This window comes from Actinomycetes bacterium, assembly GCA_024222295.1.
GTDB lineage: Bacteria > Actinomycetota > Acidimicrobiia > Acidimicrobiales > Microtrichaceae > JAAEPF01.
Genome location: JAAEPF010000017.1, coordinates 456,400 through 473,457 on the forward strand (window position 1 = coordinate 456,400; position 17,058 = coordinate 473,457).

A 17,058-nucleotide genomic window follows, 5' to 3' on the forward strand; every position below is an offset into this window, starting at 1 on the left:
TGCGCCGATCACTCCTTAGCCGAAGCACGGCCAAGGGGGAACCGACGTGGGCTCCCGCATCAGCACTGAACGCGCGCGCACCGGGGGCGACATTGGACCAGGCATCTGTCACAGGAGAACAGCCACGGCCTTTCACCGAGCCACCGCCGTTCCAGCTGCCGGTGGACGCGCAACAACAGCTCGCCGATGCCGGTGCGCCGCCGGACCGGTCCCCGGTTGCTCCAACCGGCGGATTGGAGTACCGCCTGCGGGCCCCCGGATCGCCTGAGGCCCTCGGTGTCACCCTCGCGGTTGCCGAGGACATCCTGCTGCGCCAGATCGTGATCGACCTGCGCACCGCGACGACCGACCTGGCGCGCAAGCTGCACGTCAGCCCGGGCGTGGTCGACACGCTCGTGCAGTCGATGCGCGACCGCAACCTGGTCGAGTTCCAGGGAATGGAGGGGCGCGCCTACGTGGTGAGCCCGACCGAGGTGGGCCGCAGCCAGGCGAGTCAACGCTCGGCCGAATGCCGATACGCAGGCCCCATGCCCGTGCCGCTGCCGCTCTACCACGAAGTGGTCCGGGCCCAGCACCCGCAGCTCACGCTCAGTCGATCGTCGCTGGGCGATGCGTTCTCCGATCTGGTCGTTTCCCCGGAGCTCCTCGACGAACTCGGGCCGGCCATGCACAGCGATGGCGCGATGTTCCTCTACGGCCCGCCCGGCACGGGCAAGTCGAGTGTGGCAGAGCGCATAGTGCGCGCCCACGAGGACTACGTACTCGTGCCGTACTGCCTCGAGGTGGAGGGCCAGATCATCTCGGTGTTCGACCCCACCCTGCACGAGCCGCTCGCGCAGCAGCCCGACGGACTCGATCCCCGTTGGGTCGCCTGCCTGCGTCCGTCTGTGATCACCGGCGGCGAGTTGCATCCCGGGATGCTCGACCTACAGCTCGAGGCCGACAGCGGTGTCTACCTGGCCCCGCTGCAACTCAAGGCCAACAACGGTGTCTTCGTGATCGATGACTTCGGCCGGCAGGCGGCGACACCCGAGGAGTTGCTCAACCGCTGGATTGTGCCGCTCGACCGGGGTATCGACTACCTGACTCTGATGGGCCGCAAGTTCGAGGTGCCGTTCGACCTCAAGGTGGTGTTGTCCTCCAACATGCAGCCGGCGAAGCTGGGTGATGACGCCTTCTTCCGCCGGATCCACGCCAAGGTGTTCGTCGGCGCGTGCAGCGACGACGAGTTCGACGAGATCCTCCGGCGCGCAAGTGCGATGGCCGGGGTCGAGGTGGCGCCGGGCACCTCGGAGCACTTGCGTCACTTCGCCCGCACCCAGGGCGACGGCGAGTTGCGCGCCTACCTGCCGGGCACGATCTGCAAGCTCGCACGCTCGATCAGTGGCTACATGGGCACCGATGCCGTACTCACACCGGAGATGGTCGACAGGGTCATGTCGTTGTACTTCACCCGCGACTTCTGACCGTCAACGGAGCGGCAACTGGAGGCACGCGGTCGTGGTAGGTAGCTTGCCGGAGTGCCCGATGGAGCTCTTCCTCCCTCGGCCGGCCTCGATCCCGTGGCCCGCCGCTATCTGGACCTGCTGAGTCGCTGCCTGACCCGCGAGGCGTTCCTCGACCAGGAATGGTGGGACGTTCGCCTAGACGACGTCCCCGGTGGCCGCGACGAGTTGCTGCCGATGCTGTCGCGGAACCAATGGCGGCTGGTTCGACGTGGCGACGAGGCCGCTCGTGGCGAGGGGCGCGACTGGCCACCGACGGCCGAAACCATGATCGGCACCGCCCGGCTCGACAACGTGCTGCAGTGCTGTGTGGCAGCGGTGCGCGACGGCGTGCCCGGTGACTTCATCGAGACGGGAGTCTGGCGCGGCGGGGCGACGATCCTGATGCGCGGTGTGCTCGAGGCCATGGGTGACATCCAGCGCCGCGTGTGGGTGGCCGACTCGTTCGAGGGACTCCCGGTTCCCGATGCCGCCCGGTACCCGGCCGATGACGGTCTCGACTGGTCTGGTGTAGGCGTGCTCAAGGTCGACGGCGACACCGTGCGCTCGAACTTCGAGCGTTACGGGCTTCTCGACGACCGGGTTCGGTTCCTCGAGGGCTGGTTCGCAGACACCCTTCCGGCCGCACCGATTGATGCTCTCGCAGTGCTCCGGCTCGATGGCGACCTCTACGAGTCGACCATGGACGCGCTGGTGCACCTGGAGCCGAAGGTCTCTCCCCGCGGCTTCGTGGTGGTGGATGACCATGGTGGTTGGGAACCGTGCCGCCAGGCCGTGGCGGACTACCGGAAGGCCAACGGCATCGATGCCCGCATGCACGAGGTGGACTGGACCGGCGTGTGGTGGCGTAAGGACTGACTCATCGGTGGCAGTATTTGTCAGTAGTTGTGGATTGACGCCAACTCCTGGCTGACGGACAGTGTTGGGGTGAAGCCAGCACAGACCAGCAAACGAGTCGTGATCGTGGTGTTCGAGCAGCTCCAGCTGCTCGACCTCGCCGGACCGGTGGAAGTGCTCAGCCTCGCCGGCTTCATCGATGCCCGCGCTGCCTACGAGCATGTGCTGGCCTCACCGGACGGCCGCGGCGTCACCTCGAGCTCCGGGGTGCGCCTCGCCGTCGACACGTCACTGGCCGACGAGGTCGCGTCGCGTGCGCCTCTGCACACACTGGTGGTGGTCGGTGGCCCAGGAACCGAGATGGCGGCCGCGGACCCCGCGGTGACCGAAGCCGTGGCGGAACTGGCCGCCCGGGCCTCAAGGGTCGCTTCGGTCTGCACAGGCGCAATGGTCCTGGCCGCTGCAGGGCTGCTCGATGGCCGCACGGTCACGACCCACTGGGCAATGTGCGACACCCTTGCCCGCAGGCATCCGGGCCTGGATGTCGACGACGACAAGATCTTCGTGCAGCACGACGACGTGTGGACCTCTGCCGGAGTGACTGCGGGGATCGACCTCACGCTGGCGCTCGTCGCCGAGGACCACGGCGACCACCTCGCACAGGAGATCGCCGGCTGGCTCGTCGTGTTCTCGCGCAGACCGGGCGGCCAGTCACAGTTCTCCGCCACCCTGCAGGCGCAGAGCGTGCAGAGCCCCGCATTCGCAGAGCTGCTTGCGTGGCTTCCCGGGAACCTCGACGCCGACCTCGGCGTGGCCGCGCTCGCGGAGCGCTGCCACATGAGCCCGCGCACCTTCGCCCGCAACTTCGGACGCGAGGTCGGAACCACTCCGGCTGCCCACATCGAGCGGCTGCGGGTCGAGACCGCCCGCACGCTGCTGGCCACGAGCGACCTCGGAATCGACACCATTGCCCGCCGGGTGGGCTACCGACGAGTGGAGACACTTCACCGGGCATTTCGCCGGACGGTCGGGACCACCCCGGACCGGTATCGCCAGCACTTCTCGCGCCAGCCCGCCTAGGGGGCGCTTCAGCCGGCCGACATTCCGCACACCGACAGGAGACCACCATGCAGATAGCCATCGCCCTGTACCCCGAGCTCACCGCCCTGGATGCCATGGGGCCGTACGCCGTGCTCAGCCAGCTCCCCGGAGCGGAGGTCGTGCTGTGCGCGCCCGAGCGTGGCCGGGTCAGCGACGACAACGGGCTGCTGCACCTCGAGGTGGACCACGCCCTTGCCGATGTGCCTGAACCCGATGTGCTCCTGGTGCCCGGAGGGTTCGTGACCCGCTCGATGGCGCGTGAGGGCAACCCGGTCGTGGAATGGGTGCGCGCTGCTCACCCCGGCACCACCTTCACCACATCGGTCTGCACGGGGTCACTGGTCCTGGGCGCCGCCGGCGTGCTCGACGGCCTGGATGCCACGACGCACTGGAGCGCATACGACGCACTTGCCTCATTCGGGGCGAAGCCCACCGGCACCCGGGTGGTGCGCCAGGGCAAGGTGATCACCGCGGCCGGAGTGTCCGCCGGGATCGACATGGCCCTGACGCTCGCTGCCGCAATCGCCGGTGACGAGGTGGCCCAGGCGATCCAGTTGGGTATCGAGTACGACCCGCAGCCACCGTTCGACTCGGGCTCTCCGGACAAGTCGTCCCCCGATGTGCGCGACCTGGTGGCGGCTGTGATGGCCGACTGACCAGGCATCAGAGCGGCGCGACGCCGCCAGGGGGTTCGTCGAGGGTGCTGTCGGCGTGTACGGCGAAACGGCCCGCGTCGGGCCCGTGGTTGGGATCGTCGTCGTCCCAGGGCCAGCCACCGAACCCGCCGGCTCGGTAGTCGGCGAATGCGGCACGGATCTCGTCCTCGCTGTTCATCACGAACGGCCCGTACTGCGCCACTGGTTCCCCGATGGGGCGGCCGCCGAGGACGAGCACCTCGCCGCCGGTTGCGCTGGTCACCTCGACCGCATCGGCTGACAGCAGTCCGACCGTGCCGGCGTCGAGTTGGCTTGCGCCGACTGTTGCGGCTGACGAGTTGTGGGGCAGGTAGAGCGCCCGTGCCACGTCACCGGTGGTTGCCGGGATGCTCCAGGTGGCCCCCGGTGCCAGGTCTGCGAGCCAGATCGTGACTCCTGAACCGTCGCGTGCAGCCCAGGAGTCGGGAGGCGGTGCCGGTGGCGTGTGTTCGCCGTAGGTCCCGGCGGCCACAGTGACCGTGACGGGCAGACCAGCGCCGTCCGGCTCCTCGACGACGGGCACGGACTCCGCCCACAGCATCTCGAAGTGGGGTTCGGCCATCTTCGACTCCGCGGGCAGGTTGAGCCAGATCTGGAACAGTTCCAGGGGATTGTCGGCCCCGGTCTCCACGAGCGGGAACATCTCAGCGTGCTCGATGCCGCCCGCCGCGGTCAGCCACTGGATGTCGCCGCGGCCGTAGCGAGCCGTTGCTCCCATCGAGTCGGCGTGGTCGACCAGTCCCTGGCGCACGAACGTCACCGTCTCGAAGCCCCGGTGCGGGTGGCGGGGGAATCCGGGGATCCGGTCGCCGTGGTACATGCTCCATCCGTCGAGCACGGAGAAGTCACTGCCGATCTGGCGTTCTGAAAGGTCGGCGTCGGGTCCGAGCCGGCCGTTGCCCTTCGGGTAGGTGTCGAGGTGGTGCACGCAGAACAGGAACGGGTCGACCGTGGGCCATGGGCCGCTGGCCGGCAGCGAAGCGGTCTGCAGAACCGGCCCCTCGGGTTGTCCGACACGGCCGAAATCGTTCATGCCGCAGAGACTACGCCGCGCAGGATCGGTGGACGGCTTCGTGGTGAGCGGCTAGAACGGTCCCGTAGCCGGTTCGTGGCGAGTCGGCGTCATGAGGGGGAATCATGGATGGGAACTCGTTTGCTCGCGGTGCCGGCGCGCCCCGCCGGGCAGCGGCCAGCCTTGCGGCGGTCGTTGCGGTGGTGGCGGTGAGTTGCGTGCAACCTCCGGGTCCTGGCCCTTCGCCCACGTCGACCACGACGACCGCGGCGCCCACGACCACGACGACTGCGCCCACCACGACCACGACGCCGACCACTACGACTTCGACCACCACGACCACGACCACGACGTCGACCACCACGACCACCACGACCACCACGGCGCCCACGACCACCACGTCGACGACCACTACGACCACCGTTGCGCCGTCGCTGTACACACCGATAGCGATGAGCTGTCGTACGCCCAACCCGATTGGTTCGGCGAGCATCGACGCTTTCGACAACGGAGTCACCACCAATGCGCCGTCGAGCGTGGCTGCAGGGTCCAACTTCCAGGTGGAGATGACGGCCGACCCGATCGAGGTGCCCACATCGGGCGGTGGCCAGACGATCCTGCACCTGACCAACGTGAAGATACGCTTCGACATCCCTGCTAACAGCTCGTTTGTCTCGGCGACCGTGGCGGGTGGCAGCAACCTGGGTGCCGGCACGCCGACCGTGGCGCAGGTGGGCAACCAGATCGTCCTGACCGTGCCCGGTCAGTTGGCTGCTGGAACCACCGCCAACCTGCCCACCGTGACGGCGACCCTGCAGGCAACCGGCGCTCCCGGTTCCACCATCGAGACGCAGATGTCCGGCACCGGCTACTCCGATCCCGGCATCACCTGGACGACCACGATCCAGTTGTTCGGCATCACCGCCAACTCGAGCTGCTATGCACCGGTCAACCCGGTCCTGAGCACCACCGACATCACCTGAGGCACGGCTGGGGAGCTACGCCGCCCGACCTGGCTCCAACGATTCCGGCGTTCCAGAGGCTCTAGCGGCGCAGGCGCTTGGTGTCGGAGAGGAGTTCCTCGATGGCGCGCTCCAGCTGCTGGCCGAACACGATGCGGGCACCCTCGCCGGCCGCGGACCGCAGGGCATCCACGAGCACGCCGGTGTCGACGCCGGTTCCCAGGCCCTGGCGGATTGCAGTCACGAACAGGTCGATGAGCTCGTCCGCCGCCTTTCCCAGGTGCACGCCGAGGATCGACACGGCATCGATCACGATGTCGACATCGACTCCGGTGCGCACCAGTCCGGCGGCCACGTTGAGCAGTGGCTCGCTCGGCACGAGCCAGGCGTGGCCCTGGCGACTCACGAGTCCGGCATCCTCGAGGATGCCCTGGGTGCCCGGCGGTGTGCCCGCGAGCAACTCCGCCAGCTCTGCAGCCGAGACGATCCGCGGCTCGTCGTGGCCCCATGAGCCGCGCAATGACGAGTCGAGGCCGAGCCAGTCGGCCACCCTGGTCGAAGCATCGCCTTCCTGCAGGAGGCCGCGAATCGCGGGCAGCTTCAGGCCCCGGTCGCGCAGTTCGGCCACCAGTCGGAGCCGTTCCACGTGCTCGTCGGTGTAGCGGGCGACGCGTGCATCTGAGCTGTCACGGTTGGGCTTCTGGAGCAGCTTCTCCGCCTGGTAGTAGCGGATGGTCCTGGCGGGAATGCCCGTGTCCGCGGCCAGCTCCTCGAGCGTCATCCCGTCCGCGTCAGCCGGCCCGGGTTCCTTCGCGCGCGCGTCCTTTCGTGACTTCTTGTCCCGCTTCGGCGTATCCCTCGTTGCGGTCATCCACCGATCGTGCCATATGTCGCACTTCCTGACAGTATGCGCTGCCAAGAATCTCTTGACAGCGCATACTGTCAACAATCAGGATGTCGTGCATGGGAGCACTTCTGGAGCGCTTCACCACGCCGCACAATCCCGGGGAGCTGCTGCAGGCCCTCCATCCGCGCCTCGGCTGGCGACTGGCGGGCGGACGCAGCCAGGGCACCATCGACTCGGTCACGGCCACCGGTATCGACGCCGCAGCAGTGCGGATCCGCCCGCCCAGGGGATGGCGCCCGCACGTGCCCGGGCAGTTCATCACCATCGGCGTGGACGTCGACGGGGTCCGCCACAGCCGGAGCTTCACGGTCACCTCACTGCCGGGCGAGCGGTTCATCGAGGTCATCGTGCAGTCATCTCCCACCGGAGTCGTGTCGCGGCACCTGGTTGGCGACGCCCGCCCCGGCGACGTCATCCAACTCGACGAGCCGGCCGGGGACTTCGTACTCGGCGATCCCGCGGGTGAGCGGCGGAAGCGGTATCACACCGATGCTCGCCATGCTGCGGGGGCTCGCCGTCGAGTCGATGACCGACTGCGCGCCGCGCCCTGACGTCGTGATGATCCACCATGCGTCGGCTCCCGCCGCCGTCCTGCAGCGCGACGAGGTGCGCGCACTCGACGCGGCCATGCCGTGGCTCACGGTCCACGAGGTGACCACCCGCGACGAATCCGGTGGCCGACTGGTCGGCACCCACCTTGACGCCGCACGTCTCGAATCAATGTGCCCGGACTGGGCCCAACGCCGGTCGTTCGTGTGCGGGCCCTACGGGATGCTCGAGTTCGCGCGTGCGCACTGGGCCGGGTCCGGCCACAGCGACCGCTTGGAACTGGAGGCGTTCGGGGCCCCGGAGTTCACCGTTCCCGCCGATGGCGTCGCGAGCTTCCGGGCATCCTTCGAGCGCACAGGCACCACCACCGACGCCGGCGCCGGTGAGACCCTGCTGGATGTGGCGGAGTCGGCCGGCCTTGCGCCGAAGCACGGATGCCGGATGGGCATCTGCCGCAGCTGTTCCACCGCGGTGTGTTCGGGCCGGGCCCGTGACCTGCGCGACGGCAGTGTCATCGACTCCGGCAGTCATGTGCAGATCTGCATCTCCGCCGCCGCCACCGACATCAGCCTCGACCTCTGACCAAGTTCCCGACCGCGCACCTGCCGATGGACTCCTGATGACACCAACGCTCACCCCGACAGAGAACAAGACGCTGCTTCCGGCGTCCGACGACGACGTCAACGGCCTGCCCGAAGTTGTCCGCACGGCCGGGGCCGGCGCGGCCGGCCGCCCCGACGGCTTCGATGCCGATGCGTTCGCCGCCGAACTCGACGCCCTGCGCGCCGAGGTGCTCGACACGATCGGGGCCGGCGACGCCGACTACATCCGCCGCATGATCCGCCTGCAGCGTCGCCTCGAGCTGGCAGGCCGGGCGGCGCTGGTTGCAGGGGTGTTCCCGCCCGCGTGGTTCGCAGGCGTGGCGATGCTGAGCCTCTCCAAGATTCTCGAGAACATGGAGATCGGCCACAACGTGATGCACGGCCAGTGGGACTGGATGCAGGACCCCGCGATCCACTCCACCAATTGGGAGTGGGACAACGTGTGTCCGTCCTCGCAGTGGAAGCACACCCACAACCACATGCACCACCAGTGGACCAACGTGCGGGGGGTGGATGCCGACATCGGCTACGGGCTGTTCAGGGTCGACCCCGAACAGCCGTGGTCGCCCGCGACGCGGTGGCAGCCGCTGTCGTTCGTGGGGCTGGCCACGGTGTTCGAGTACGGGGTCGGGTTCCACGACGCCCGCAACAGCGCCAAGGCGGACAACGCGGAGCTGCCCGAGGGCGAGTCGCCGCGCAAGAGCATGGCGGAGACGTTCGCCAAGATCCGCAAGCAGGTCCTCAAGGACTTCGTCGCCTGGCCGGCGGTTGCCGTTCCGTTCGGAGTCGGTTCCGTTGTCTCCTCGGTGACCGGTGCGGCCGCGGCCAATGTGGTGCGCAACCTGTGGAGCTTCGCGGTGATCTTCTGCGGTCACTTCCCCGACGGGGTCGACTTCTTCGACCCCGAGGACATCGAGGGTGAGACCCGCGGAGACTGGTACCGCCGCCAGGTGCTCGGCTCGGTCAACTTCACCGGCGGTCCCCTCATGGACGTGATGTCGGGCAACCTCGACCACCAGATCGAGCACCACCTGTTCCCCGACGTGCCTTCCAACCGCTACGCCGAGATGCAACCGCGGGTGCGCGACATCTGCGCTCGCCACGGTGTCGAGTACAACACCGCCTCGTTCGCGCGCCAGATCGGAACAGTGATCCGCAAGGTCTGGCGGCTCGCCTCCAAGCGCACTGCCTTGTCAACGACTGGCTGAGCCATCCTGATGTCCCGGATGTTCGGGTCGCTGCTCGAACCGCTCGAGGCGATCGTGCTCAAGACTCGCAGATATACACGTATTGGCCCGGCGACCTCGCAAATCCGAGCCAACTGAGCGACAATCACCGGATGAGCGAGTTCAGTGTTGGTGAAGTTGCCGATCTGCTGGGGGTGAGTGTCGACACGGTTCGTCGCTGGTGCGACGACGGCCGACTGGACACCACCCGCCGCGGTGGTGGCCACCGGCTCATCCCGGGTGCGGGCCTGGCCGAGTACCTGACCACGACCGACGTGGCCTGGGAGCCGGAAGCGACGATGGCCCAGTCGGCCCGCAACCGCTTCACCGGCATCGTCACGAGGGTCGAGCGGGACAAGGTCACGGCACTTGTGGAGCTGCGGGCCGGCCCTCACCGGATCGTGTCGCTGATGACCGCCGAGGCGGTCGACGACCTGGGCCTGGCGCCGGGCGAACTCGCAGTCGCCGCGGTGAAGTCCACCAACGTGGTGATCGAGGTGCCGGGGCGGTGACCGCGAGGGTCCGTGCGGCAGTCGGACTGGTGGTGGCCATGGCCGCGGCCGCCACAGCCACCTGTGCGTCTGACTCCGAACCGGTGGCGGGCGACCAACGCCGCCAGGAACTGCTCGTCTCCGTGGCCGCCTCGCTCACCGACGCGTTCGCCGAGATCACGGAAGACTTCGAAGCAGCCAACCCCGGCGTGGCTGTGGTGCTGAACCTCGACTCGTCCGCCACGCTGGCGTCGCAGATATCCAGCGGTGCGCCTGTCGACGTGTTCGCCTCCGCGGACGAACCCAACATGGCCGAAGTCGTCGACTCCGGCGACGTCGTCGGTGAGCCGGTCGAGTTCGCCCGCAACGGGCTCGTGATCGTGACCGCTCCGGGGAATCCGCTCGGCATCGAAGACCAGGACGATCTGGCCCAGGTGACCGAGTCCGGCGAGGTGGTCGCTCTATGTGTCGCCACGGCGCCGTGCGGGACGCTGGCCGACCGGGCGCTCGGCCAGGGCGAGGCGGTGCTCTCCGAGGACCGGGTGACCCGTGCGGCGAATGCCCGGGCGACCCTGGCTGCGGTCACCCGTGGCGACGCTGCCGCCGCTCTGGTGTATGCCTCCGATGCTCTTGCAGCGGGCGACGCCGTGGAGATCGTGCGCCTGAAGGGCCGGCAGGGGTCCAACCGCTATCTGGTGGCAGCACTCGCAAACGGGGAGGCAGACGGTGACCTGGCGTCTGCCTTCGTGGGGTTCGTGGCCTCCGAGGATGGGCGACGCGTGCTCGATCGCTGGGGATTCGAGTGACGGCCGTGCGTGCCCGCCGAGGGTCCCGCCCGCCCCTGTGGGCGGCAGTGCCCGCGGTGATGGCGATCCTGTTCCTGGTTGGTCCGGTCGCGGGGTTGCTCGCTTCGGCTCAGTGGTCGTCGTTCTGGTCCGACATCACCAGCGCCGAGGCGCTCACAGCACTGCGGCTCTCGGTCGGTGCATCACTGGCTGCCGTGTTGGTCGTGGTGGTGCTCGGCCTGCCGCTGGCCTGGGTGCTGGCGCGAGTCGAGTTCCCCGGCCGCCGCGTCGCCCGCGCATTGGTGGTGCTGCCGATGGTGATGCCCCCGGTGGTGGGGGGTGTGGCTCTGCTCTCGGCACTGGGGCGCGACTCGGCGTTGGGCGGATGGCTGTGGGACACCTTCGGCATCCAGCTCACCTTCTCGGGTGCGGGCGTAGTACTGGCGGAGGCCTTCGTGGCGATGCCCTTTTTCGTGCTGACCGTGGAGGCGGCTCTGCGCTCAGCCGGTCGCCGCCACGAGGAGCTCGCGTCCACTCTGGGAGCCGGGCCGTGGACGGTGCTGTGGCGGGTCACGATCCCCGCCGCCTTACCATCCATCGTGGCGGGCGCGGTGCTCGCCTGGGCCCGCGCACTCGGCGAGTTCGGCGCCACCATCACTTTCGCCGGCAACATCGCCGGTCGGACCCGTACCCTGCCGCTCGCGGTCTATCTCGGGCTCGACTCCGATCCGGGCGGTGCCGTGTCGCTGAGCATTGTGCTGCTGGTCGTGTCGATCGTCGTGCTCGTGGGCCTGCGTGACCGCTGGTTGGTGCGGCCATGAGCGCAACGGCCACTGCGGGTGCCGCCGGCCTGTCGGGACGGGTGGCCGTCGAACTCGAGGGATTCCGCCTCGACGTGTCGCTCGCGGTGCAGCCGGGCACCGTCACTGCCGTGCTCGGACCCAATGGAGCTGGCAAGACCACGTTGCTGCGGGCGGTCGCAGGACTGGAGCCACTCGGCGCCGGATCGCTCAGCCTGGCAGGCCGGACCCTGGACGATGGTGGCGCCACGTTCATGGTGCCCGAGGCTCGGCAGGTCGCGCTGGTGCCCCAGGACCACCTGCTGTTCGCCCACATGTCCGTGCTGGACAACGTCGCGTTCGGGCTGCGCTGCGGCGGCGTGGGCAGGCGTGCCGCCCGTGAGCGTGCCGCCGAGGTGCTGGATCGTGTCGGTCTCGGTGGATTCGGGGACCGTCGACCGGGCGGGCTCTCCGGTGGTCAGTCCCAGCGGGTCGCCCTCGCCCGGGCACTGGCGGCGGAGCCCGGGGTGCTGCTGCTGGACGAGCCACTCGCCGCGCTGGACGCGCGGCTGCGCCCGGCGATGCGTGCCGAGTTGCGCCACTGGCTCGCCGACTTCGAAGGGGCGGCGCTGATGGTCACCCATGACCCGCTCGACGCCTACGCGCTCGCCGATGACCTGGTGGTGCTCGAAGCCGGCTGTGTCACCCAGTCCGGCTCACTTCGAGATGTGACGGCACGGCCGCGATCGCGCTACGTGGCGGACCTCGTGGGCACCAACCTGCTTGTCGGCTCCGGCGAGGGCCACGTGGTGTCGGTGGGGGCGGCGAGGGTCGCCGTTGCCGAGTCGGTGTCGGGTGAGGTGTTCGCCACCGTCGCCCCGAGTGCCGTTGCGGTGGCGCTGCGGTCACCCGGTCGCGAGCCGCCGGCCGGGTCGGCCCGCAACCACTGGGCCATGACCGTCACCTCGACCGAGCCGATGGGGGAGCGCGTTCGGGTGGCCCTCAGCGGCGACCTCGACCTGACCGCCGAGCTCACCGCAGAGTCGGTCGCCGAGCTCGGGCTCGGGAATGGAGTCGATGTCTGGGCCACGGCGAAGGCCACCGAGGTGTTCGCCTACCCCCGATAGCTCGTTCTGTCACAGAACGGCCTGGTGGTGCCTAGACGGTGTGCAGCTTGCCGGCCTCGAGGCGGAACGAGCGGTCGAAGAGATCCACATGGGTGGGATCATGCGACACGACCACCGTTGCGAGGTTGCGGGTGCGCGCCTCGCCGGTGATCAGCTCCATGACCTCGCGGCCCCGCTCAGGGTCGAGCGATGATGTCGGCTCGTCGGCCAGCAGCACCGACGGCTCGTTCATGAGGGCCCGGGCGATGCCGACTCGCTGGCGTTCACCACCGGACAGCTTGCCGGGGCGGCTGTCCTGGCGGCGTTGCAGGCCCACCTCGTCGAGCAGTGCGGCCGCCCGTTCACGGGCTTCGCCGTTGAGCCGGTGGCTGATGTGGGCCACGAGTTCGAGTTGCTCGATGGCGGTGAGCGATGGGAACAGCTCGGCGGACTGGTAGATGATGCCGACTTCGTCGCGGCGCAGCCGCGTGCGCGCCTTGTTCGACATGGCGGTTGCGTCGTGCTCAGCAAAGGAGATCGTCCCGGAGTCCGGCTTGCGCAACAGCCCGGCGATCGCAAGGAGTGTCGATTTGCCGGAGCCGGAGCGGCCGGAGACGGAGACCACCTCGCCCTGGTCCACCCGCAGCTCGGTGTGGTCGAGGATCGCCAACGTCTCCTCGCCGTCGGGGATCGTCACGCAGATGTCGTTGAGTTCGAGCACGTCACACTCCCGCCGTGAGTGAGATGGCCGGGTCGACCGAGGTGATGCGGCGCAGCGCCACCAGGCTGCCGGCCATGCCCACGAAGGTGAGGATGCCGGCAGTCCAGAGCACGGAGCCGAAGCTGAGGTTGAACGGTGCTTCGTCGCCGATGATGGCGCCCATCCCGAAAGCGGCGGCGGAGCCGATCGTGACGGCGATGATGAGTACCACCAGCAGCTGGCCGAGCGCATCGCGGATGATGTAGCCCGACGATGCTCCGAGCGCCTTGAGCAGGCCGATCTGGCGGGTTCGCTGGATGGTCCACACCGTGAAGAACGCGCCGACGACGAGCGCCGAGATCACGAGCAGGAAGCCCCGGATGAGCGTCATCGTGGCCGACTCGGCGGTGTAGCCGGGCGAGCCGGCGTAGGCCTCGGTCTTGGTGAGCAGCTCGGTGCCGCTCTGCCCGGCTGCGGCTTCGAGCGCAGTTTCGTCTCCCTCGCCGATCGCCACTGCGGAGAAGCGACCATCCGCGTCGTCGCCGTAGAGCAGGTCCTGCCAGGTGGACAGCGATGTGTAGGCGATCGGGACGTGGCCGTATGTGCCCGAGAACGTGAAGCCGATCACCGGCAAGGTGATGTCGGTTCCGACGATCGTGAACTCGTCACCCACGGCCGCCTTGTCGCTGAACTCATGGCTGAGCACGAGTCCACCGTCCAGCGACCGGGTTGCGTCAACCGCAGCCCCGGCTTCGGATGCATCGGCCAGGAAGCCGTCGTCGTCCACGCCGAACAGCACGATGTCGATCGCCTCGCCGTCGCCCGAGTCATCGGCGGGGCGGGCGTTGAAGAAGGACGCACCGACCGGGGTCGCTTCGTCGGTGACCTCCTGGTAGGCGGCCAGTTCTTCCTCGGTGAGGATCGAGCGGGAGAACACGGCTTGGGAGTTCTCCGCGAATGCCATGTGGCTGATCGGCAGCTCCCGCAGCCCGGAGATCCCGTCGTCGACGAGGCCGTTGGCCAGGCCGGCCAGCATCGTGGCCAGGAACGCGATCAGGCCGATCACGATGCCCACGAGGGCGAAGCGGCCCCTGGCCGCCCGGAGGTCCTTCCTTGCCAGATACACGGCGGTACGTTCTAGTCGCGGGCCCCCAGCCTCACGGCATCGGAAACCTCGGCGAGTCGGTCGGCGCGGGCCCTGAACCAGGCCCACTTGCCACGCTGTTCGCGCTCGATCAGGCCCGCCTTGGTGAGCAGGGTCAGGTGGTGGCTGACGGTGGGCTGGGAGCGGCCGAGGGGGGTGGCGAGGTCGCAGGCGCAGGTCTCGCCGGTGGGGGAGTTGGCGATGAGCGACAGCAGGCGGAGGCGCACGGGATCGGCAAGCGCCTTCATGACGAGGGCCATCTCCTCGGCCTCGGCTTCGTCCAGCAGGGGACCGTCGAGGGGGGTGCAGCAAGCGGGTGCGTCGGGGTCGACCGGATCGGCCACGGGGATGCTCTGCTTCGTTGCCATGGGTCCATTCTGGCATACATATTGACAAACGTCGATGTGTACGACACACTTCGATAGTCATCAATTCGATGATTGTCTATCTGACATCAAGCTCCGTCCGGTACGGTCGGATCAGAGACCCGGAGGTCCCACATGCGCCTGCAGCTCGCCCTCAACGTCGACGACATCGATGAAGCAGTCGACTTCTACTCGAAGATGTTCGGGACCACGCCCGACAAGATCCGAACCGGCTACGCCAACTTCGCCATCGCCGAGCCGCCACTCAAGCTCGTGCTCTTCGCCGGAGCCGGTGATGCAGGCTCGATCAACCACCTCGGTGTGGAGGTCGAGGAGGGTACGCAGGTCACCGCGGCCGCCTCCAGGCTGCAGGCCGAGGGCCTCATCACCACCGAGGTGGAGGACACCACCTGTTGCTTCGCCGAGAAGACCGAGACCTGGCTCGACGGACCCGACGGCACCCGTTGGGAGTGGTACGTGAAGAACGCCGACAGCGAGGCCACCGAAGCCGAGGTGCTCGCCGATGACGGGTCGTGTTGCGCACCCGCCGCCGGCGGAGCCACAAGCTGCTGCTGACGACTAGCGTTCGGCGGCAATGAGTGCCGCCACGTCCAACAGCCACCCGGTGCTGCGCAGCCGACTGGATGTCGGCAGCGGCGAGTGGAACGCCAACGTCGAGGCCATGGAGGCTCTCTGGGCGCAGGTTGCCGACAAGCTCGCCGAGCTGCCGGCCATCGGCGGTCAGGCGAAGGTGGACCGCCACCGACGCAGGGGAAAGATGCTCGTGCGCGAGCGCATCGAAGCGCTCGTGGACCCGGACACCCCGTTCCTCGAGCTGATGTCCCTAGCGGCCGCGGAGACCGACGACCCGATCGGCGCAGGCACCGTCAACGGCATCGGGATCGTGGAGGGTGTCGAGTGCATGATCGGGGGCACCGACATGACCGTGCGGGGTGGCTCCGCCAACCCACACACCGTCGCAAAGGGCATGCGCGCATTCGAGATCGCCCGCGCCAACCGGCTCCCGATGATCTCGCTGTCGGAGTCAGCCGGCGCCGACCTGCCGCGCCAGGCAGACATCTTCGTGCCCGGCGGTGCCCAGTTCCGCAACCTCACCCGGCTCTCCAAGGAAGGCATCCCCACCATCACCGTCGGCTTCGGCCCGGCCACTGCCGGCGGTGCGTATGCGCTGGGGATGAGCGACTACGTGGTGATGGTGAAGAACCGCTCGTTCGCCTATCTCGGTGGTCCACCGCTGGTGAAGATGGCCATCGACGAGGACGTCGACGAGGAGACCCTCGGCGGCGCCGAGATGCACTCGCGCACCTCCGGGCTGTCCGACTACCTCGCCGTCGACGAGATGGACGCCATCCGCATCACGCGTGACATCGTGCGCCACCTCAACTGGCAGAAGCTCGGCCCGGGGCCCAGCGAGCCGGCCGACGAGCCGCTCCATGACCCCGGTGAGCTGATCGGGTGTGCCCAGGCGGATGTGAAGGTGCCCTTCGAGGTACGCGAGATCCTCGCCCGCACCCTCGACGGCAGCCGCTTCGAGGAGTTCAAGCCGCTCTACGGCGACAAGCTCGTGTGCGGCTGGGGCTCGATCTGTGGCTTCCCCGTGGGCGTGCTCGCCAACAACGGGATCCTGTTCTCCGAGGAGTCCGAGAAGGGTGCGCAGTTCATCCAGCTTTGCAACCGCACCAGCACCCCGCTGGTGTTCGTGCAGAACATCACGGGCTTCATGGTGGGCACCGCCGCCGAGCAGGGCGGCATCATCAAGGACGGCGCCAAGCTCATCAACGCCGTCTCCAACAGCGAGGTGCCGCACTTCGTGCTGATGGTCGGAGCCAGCTACGGCGCCGGCAACTACGGCATGTCGGGGCGGGCCTACGACCCACGCTTCATCTTCACCTGGCCCAACCACCGCATCGCCGTGATGGGTCCCAAGCAGCTGGCCGGAGTGATGGGGATCATCGCCCGCAACGCAGCAGCGGCAAAGGGCCAGGAGATCGATGAGGCCACCCTCGCCGAGCAGACCGGCATGCTCGAGATGCTGGTCGAGTCCCAGTCGAGCGCGCTGTACGCCACCGGCCGCATGTGGGACGACGGGGTCATCCACCCGCGCGACACGCGTACCGTGCTGGGCATAGCCCTGTCCGCCTCGCACTCGAACGTCGTATCCGGCGCCGAGGCCTACGGCGTCTGGAGGCACTGAGGTGGACTGCTCTTCGCGCGAGCGCTCATCGCTGCCGTGGCGGCGCCCCAACCGCCCCATCGGACGCAGGAACGCCC

The 17,058-nt window shown here is 68.5% G+C and carries 20 protein-coding genes; 14 read left to right on the plus strand and 6 right to left on the minus strand.

The genetic code is table 11. From position 1 onward, the window contains the following. The first annotated feature begins 92 nt into the window (after positions 1-92). The 4 genes from GY812_04930 (at position 93) to GY812_04945 (ending at position 4,099) form a co-directional block, all read left to right on the plus strand. Positions 93-1,466, plus strand: coding sequence for an AAA family ATPase (locus tag GY812_04930; protein ID MCP4434832.1), 1,374 nt, complete (start codon positions 93-95; stop codon positions 1,464-1,466). Positions 1,467-1,562: 96 nt separating this feature from the next. Next, entirely contained in the window at positions 1,563-2,363 is an 801-nt protein-coding gene (locus GY812_04935) for a macrocin O-methyltransferase (protein MCP4434833.1), read from the plus strand. Between the two features lie 69 nt (positions 2,364-2,432). Further along, on the plus strand, positions 2,433-3,422 hold the full coding sequence (locus tag GY812_04940; protein ID MCP4434834.1) for a GlxA family transcriptional regulator: 990 nt from the start codon (positions 2,433-2,435) through the stop codon (positions 3,420-3,422). A gap of 47 nt (positions 3,423-3,469) precedes the next feature. Next, positions 3,470-4,099, plus strand: a complete 630-nt coding sequence (locus GY812_04945; protein MCP4434835.1) for a DJ-1/PfpI family protein — start codon at positions 3,470-3,472, stop codon at positions 4,097-4,099. A gap of 7 nt (positions 4,100-4,106) precedes the next feature. On the opposite strand, the gene GY812_04950 is transcribed toward GY812_04945, so the two are convergent. After that, positions 4,107-5,171: a pirin family protein gene (locus GY812_04950; GenBank protein ID MCP4434836.1), complete on the minus strand. Its 1,065-nt coding sequence runs from the start codon at positions 5,169-5,171 to the stop codon at positions 4,107-4,109. A 10-nt stretch (positions 5,172-5,181) separates the two neighbouring features. Beyond that, a complete protein-coding gene (locus tag GY812_04955) occupies positions 5,182-5,622 on the minus strand; it encodes a hypothetical protein (protein MCP4434837.1) in 441 nt (146 codons plus the stop codon). On the opposite strand from GY812_04955, the gene GY812_04960 reads away from it, so the two are divergent. Then, a complete protein-coding gene (locus tag GY812_04960) occupies positions 5,603-6,133 on the plus strand; it encodes a cyclase (protein MCP4434838.1) in 531 nt (176 codons plus the stop codon). The two genes, GY812_04955 and GY812_04960, sit on opposite strands and share 20 nt — an antisense overlap. A 61-nt stretch (positions 6,134-6,194) precedes the next feature. Here the strand turns inward: GY812_04960 and GY812_04965 are convergent, their stop codons facing one another. Then, positions 6,195-6,983 (minus strand): MerR family transcriptional regulator, encoded by a 789-nt coding sequence (locus tag GY812_04965; GenBank protein ID MCP4434839.1) that lies wholly within the window; start codon positions 6,981-6,983, stop codon positions 6,195-6,197. 92 nt (positions 6,984-7,075) lie between these two features. Here GY812_04965 and GY812_04970 point away from each other — a divergent pair, with 92 nt between their 5' ends. From GY812_04970 to GY812_05000, 7 genes are all read left to right on the plus strand, one after another. Then, the gene (locus tag GY812_04970; GenBank protein MCP4434840.1) at positions 7,076-7,570 is read left to right on the plus strand and encodes a hypothetical protein; all 495 of its coding nucleotides are present in this window, start codon (positions 7,076-7,078) and stop codon (positions 7,568-7,570) included. Then, positions 7,518-8,150 (plus strand): iron-sulfur cluster-binding domain-containing protein, encoded by a 633-nt coding sequence (locus GY812_04975; protein ID MCP4434841.1) that lies wholly within the window; start codon positions 7,518-7,520, stop codon positions 8,148-8,150. Before GY812_04970 ends, GY812_04975 begins: the two co-directional genes overlap by 53 nt. Positions 8,151-8,187: 37 nt before the next feature. Continuing rightward, the gene (locus GY812_04980) at positions 8,188-9,378 is read left to right on the plus strand and encodes an acyl-CoA desaturase (protein MCP4434842.1); all 1,191 of its coding nucleotides are present in this window, start codon (positions 8,188-8,190) and stop codon (positions 9,376-9,378) included. Positions 9,379-9,509: 131 nt separating this feature from the next. Then, positions 9,510-9,908, plus strand: a complete 399-nt coding sequence (locus tag GY812_04985; GenBank protein ID MCP4434843.1) for an excisionase family DNA-binding protein — start codon at positions 9,510-9,512, stop codon at positions 9,906-9,908. Next, the gene (gene modA / locus GY812_04990) at positions 9,905-10,693 is read left to right on the plus strand and encodes a molybdate ABC transporter substrate-binding protein (protein ID MCP4434844.1); all 789 of its coding nucleotides are present in this window, start codon (positions 9,905-9,907) and stop codon (positions 10,691-10,693) included. Before GY812_04985 ends, modA begins: the two co-directional genes overlap by 4 nt. A gap of 59 nt (positions 10,694-10,752) precedes the next feature. After that, complete coding sequence (gene modB, locus GY812_04995; protein MCP4434845.1) at positions 10,753-11,493, plus strand: molybdate ABC transporter permease subunit; 741 nt, start codon at positions 10,753-10,755, stop codon at positions 11,491-11,493. Continuing rightward, the gene (locus tag GY812_05000) at positions 11,490-12,578 is read left to right on the plus strand and encodes an ABC transporter ATP-binding protein (protein MCP4434846.1); all 1,089 of its coding nucleotides are present in this window, start codon (positions 11,490-11,492) and stop codon (positions 12,576-12,578) included. Before modB ends, GY812_05000 begins: the two co-directional genes overlap by 4 nt. A 31-nt stretch (positions 12,579-12,609) precedes the next feature. Here GY812_05000 and GY812_05005 read toward each other — a convergent pair whose 3' ends face one another. From GY812_05005 to GY812_05015, 3 genes are read right to left on the minus strand one after another with little or no spacing between them, the layout of a single operon-like run. After that, positions 12,610-13,278 carry an ABC transporter ATP-binding protein gene (locus GY812_05005; GenBank protein ID MCP4434847.1) on the minus strand — a complete coding sequence of 223 codons (669 nt, stop codon included), beginning with the start codon at positions 13,276-13,278 and terminating at the stop codon, positions 12,610-12,612. A gap of 1 nt (position 13,279) precedes the next feature. Next, positions 13,280-14,383 carry an ABC transporter permease gene (locus GY812_05010; protein MCP4434848.1) on the minus strand — a complete coding sequence of 368 codons (1,104 nt, stop codon included), beginning with the start codon at positions 14,381-14,383 and terminating at the stop codon, positions 13,280-13,282. Between the two features lie 11 nt (positions 14,384-14,394). After that, complete coding sequence (locus GY812_05015) at positions 14,395-14,769, minus strand: helix-turn-helix transcriptional regulator (GenBank protein MCP4434849.1); 375 nt, start codon at positions 14,767-14,769, stop codon at positions 14,395-14,397. 132 nt (positions 14,770-14,901) lie between these two features. Between GY812_05015 and GY812_05020 the strand changes: the two genes are divergently transcribed. Together GY812_05020 and GY812_05025 are read left to right on the plus strand one after the other, a co-directional pair. Then, positions 14,902-15,342 carry a glyoxalase/bleomycin resistance/extradiol dioxygenase family protein gene (locus tag GY812_05020; GenBank protein MCP4434850.1) on the plus strand — a complete coding sequence of 147 codons (441 nt, stop codon included), beginning with the start codon at positions 14,902-14,904 and terminating at the stop codon, positions 15,340-15,342. 19 nt (positions 15,343-15,361) lie between these two features. Beyond that, positions 15,362-16,981, plus strand: a complete 1,620-nt coding sequence (locus tag GY812_05025) for an acyl-CoA carboxylase subunit beta (GenBank protein MCP4434851.1) — start codon at positions 15,362-15,364, stop codon at positions 16,979-16,981. Positions 16,982-17,058: the final 77 nt, after the last annotated feature.

Excerpts from the sequence above, each read along its gene's own strand:
- GY812_04945 (MCP4434835.1), top strand. The coding sequence starts at position 3,470 with ATGCAGATAGCCATCGCCCTGTACCCCGAGCTCACCGCCCTGGATGCC.
- GY812_04950 (MCP4434836.1), bottom strand. The coding sequence starts at position 5,171 with ATGAACGATTTCGGCCGTGTCGGACAACCCGAGGGGCCGGTTCTGCAG.
- GY812_04960 (MCP4434838.1), top strand. The coding sequence starts at position 5,603 with ATGAGCTGTCGTACGCCCAACCCGATTGGTTCGGCGAGCATCGACGCT.
- GY812_04965 (MCP4434839.1), bottom strand. The coding sequence starts at position 6,983 with ATGACCGCAACGAGGGATACGCCGAAGCGGGACAAGAAGTCACGAAAG.
- GY812_04970 (MCP4434840.1), top strand. The coding sequence starts at position 7,076 with ATGGGAGCACTTCTGGAGCGCTTCACCACGCCGCACAATCCCGGGGAG.
- GY812_04975 (MCP4434841.1), top strand. The coding sequence starts at position 7,518 with ATGCTGCGGGGGCTCGCCGTCGAGTCGATGACCGACTGCGCGCCGCGC.
- GY812_04980 (MCP4434842.1), top strand. The coding sequence starts at position 8,188 with ATGACACCAACGCTCACCCCGACAGAGAACAAGACGCTGCTTCCGGCG.
- GY812_04985 (MCP4434843.1), top strand. The coding sequence starts at position 9,510 with ATGAGCGAGTTCAGTGTTGGTGAAGTTGCCGATCTGCTGGGGGTGAGT.
- modB (MCP4434845.1), top strand. The coding sequence starts at position 10,753 with ATGGCGATCCTGTTCCTGGTTGGTCCGGTCGCGGGGTTGCTCGCTTCG.
- GY812_05000 (MCP4434846.1), top strand. The coding sequence starts at position 11,490 with ATGAGCGCAACGGCCACTGCGGGTGCCGCCGGCCTGTCGGGACGGGTG.
- GY812_05015 (MCP4434849.1), bottom strand. The coding sequence starts at position 14,769 with ATGGCAACGAAGCAGAGCATCCCCGTGGCCGATCCGGTCGACCCCGAC.
- GY812_05020 (MCP4434850.1), top strand. The coding sequence starts at position 14,902 with ATGCGCCTGCAGCTCGCCCTCAACGTCGACGACATCGATGAAGCAGTC.
- GY812_05025 (MCP4434851.1), top strand. The coding sequence starts at position 15,362 with ATGAGTGCCGCCACGTCCAACAGCCACCCGGTGCTGCGCAGCCGACTG.